At 43.5% G+C, this 1,882-nt stretch carries 1 rRNA gene; it reads right to left on the bottom strand.

Going from position 1 to position 1,882, the window contains the following annotated elements:
- Positions 1-75 precede the first annotated feature (75 nt).
- Positions 76-1,592: ribosomal RNA gene (locus CRU93_RS13985) — 16S ribosomal RNA — on the bottom strand.
- Positions 1,593-1,882 lie beyond the last annotated feature (290 nt).

The following is a 1,882-nucleotide window of genomic DNA, read 5'->3' as shown; positions in this document are numbered from 1 at the left end:
TCAAATAATCTTTATAAACTGAATATCCTAGATTTCTTTGTTCAATAAGAATCGAATCTTATTGAACTTTCTCTGAAAGGAGGTGATCCAACCGCAGGTTCTCCTACGGTTACCTTGTTACGACTTCACCCCAGTCGCTAATTCCACTGTGGAAGGTAGTTATTTTAACATCCCTGCTTCGAGTGAAATCAACTCCCATGGTGTGACGGGCGGTGAGTACAAGACCCGGGAACGTATTCACCGTAGCATTGCTGATCTACGATTACTAGCGATTCCAACTTCAAGTAGTCGAGTTGCAGACTACTATCCGAACTGGGAGATATTTTTTAGATTTGCTCCACGTCACCGTATCGCTGCTCTTTGTATACCCCATTGTAGCACGTGTGTAGCCCTGGTCGTAAGGGCCATGATGACTTGACGTCGTCCTCACCTTCCTCCTACTTGCGTAGGCAGTCTCATTAGAGTTCTCAGCCGAACTGTTAGCAACTAATGACGAGGGTTGCGCTCGTTGCGGGACTTAACCCAACATCTCACGACACGAGCTGACGACAGCCGTGCAGCACCTGTATATAAGCTTCTGCAAGCAGACACATCTTTATCTCTAAAGACTTCTTACTATGTCAAGACCAGGTAAGGTTCTTCGCGTATCGTCGAATTAAACCACATGCTCCACCGCTTGTGCGGGTCCCCGTCTATTCCTTTGAGTTTTAATCTTGCGACCGTACTCCCCAGGCGGTACACTTAATGTGTTAACTGCATTACTGCTATGTCGAGCATAGCAACAACTAGTGTACATCGTTTAGGGCGTGGACTACCAGGGTATCTAATCCTGTTTGCTCCCCACGCTTTCGCGTCTCAGCGTCAGTTATGTTCCAGTAGATCGCCTTCGCAATCGGTATTCCTTCTGATCTCTACGGATTTTACCCCTACACCAGAAATTCCATCTACCTCTCCCATACTCTAGATAAACAGTTTCAAAAGCAGTTCAATAGTTGAGCTATTGGATTTCACTTCTGACTTATTTATCCGCCTACACGCTCTTTACGCCCAGTGATTCCGAGTAACGCTTGCGCCCTCCGTATTACCGCGGCTGCTGGCACGGAGTTAGCCGGCGCTTATTCATATAGTACCGTCATTATCTTCCTATATAAAAGGAGTTTACGCACCGAAATGTGTCATCCTCCACGCGGCGTTGCTGCATCAGGGTTTCCCCCATTGTGCAATATTCCCCACTGCTGCCTCCCGTAGGAGTCTGGACCGTGTCTCAGTTCCAGTGTGACTGATCATCCTCTCAAACCAGTTAAGCGTCATTGACTTGGTGAGCCATTACCTCACCAACTATCTGATACTGTACAGGCCGATCTTCAAGCTATAAATATTTCCCTTGCATACTTCTGTATTAAAGGCATATGGGGTCTTAGCAGACGTTTCCATCTGTTATCCCCCTCTTGAAGGCACATTACCTATATATTACTCACCCGTGCGCCACTTAGCTGACAATTATAGCAAGCTATAATCCGTTCTCGTTCGACTTGCATGTGTTAAGCACGCCGCCAGCGTTCACTCTGAGCCAGGATCAAACTCTCCAAAAAATTTTTGAATGTTTAATTCTCTGACTAATTCTTTTATAACTCTTTTTAGTTACAAAATTAATTACTCGTGTTATAGACGAAGAATTTTATTTCTTCTTGTTTTTCTATCTAGTATATTCAGTTTATAAAGATTACTTATCTTTACCAAACTTCTTTGTTAAAGAACTCTCACTTATTCCTTTCGGCCTCAGCGAATTTGGACGGGAATTATAGTATCTTTTTTTACTTTTGTCAACACTTACACCTTAATATTAACTTAAATTTTTTAATTCTTTATACTCTCCCTCTTT

The sequence above is a fragment of the Arcobacter sp. CECT 8985 genome (assembly GCF_004116495.1).
Taxonomy (GTDB): domain Bacteria; phylum Campylobacterota; class Campylobacteria; order Campylobacterales; family Arcobacteraceae; genus Malaciobacter.
This window is presented reverse-complemented; position numbering and strand designations above follow the sequence as displayed.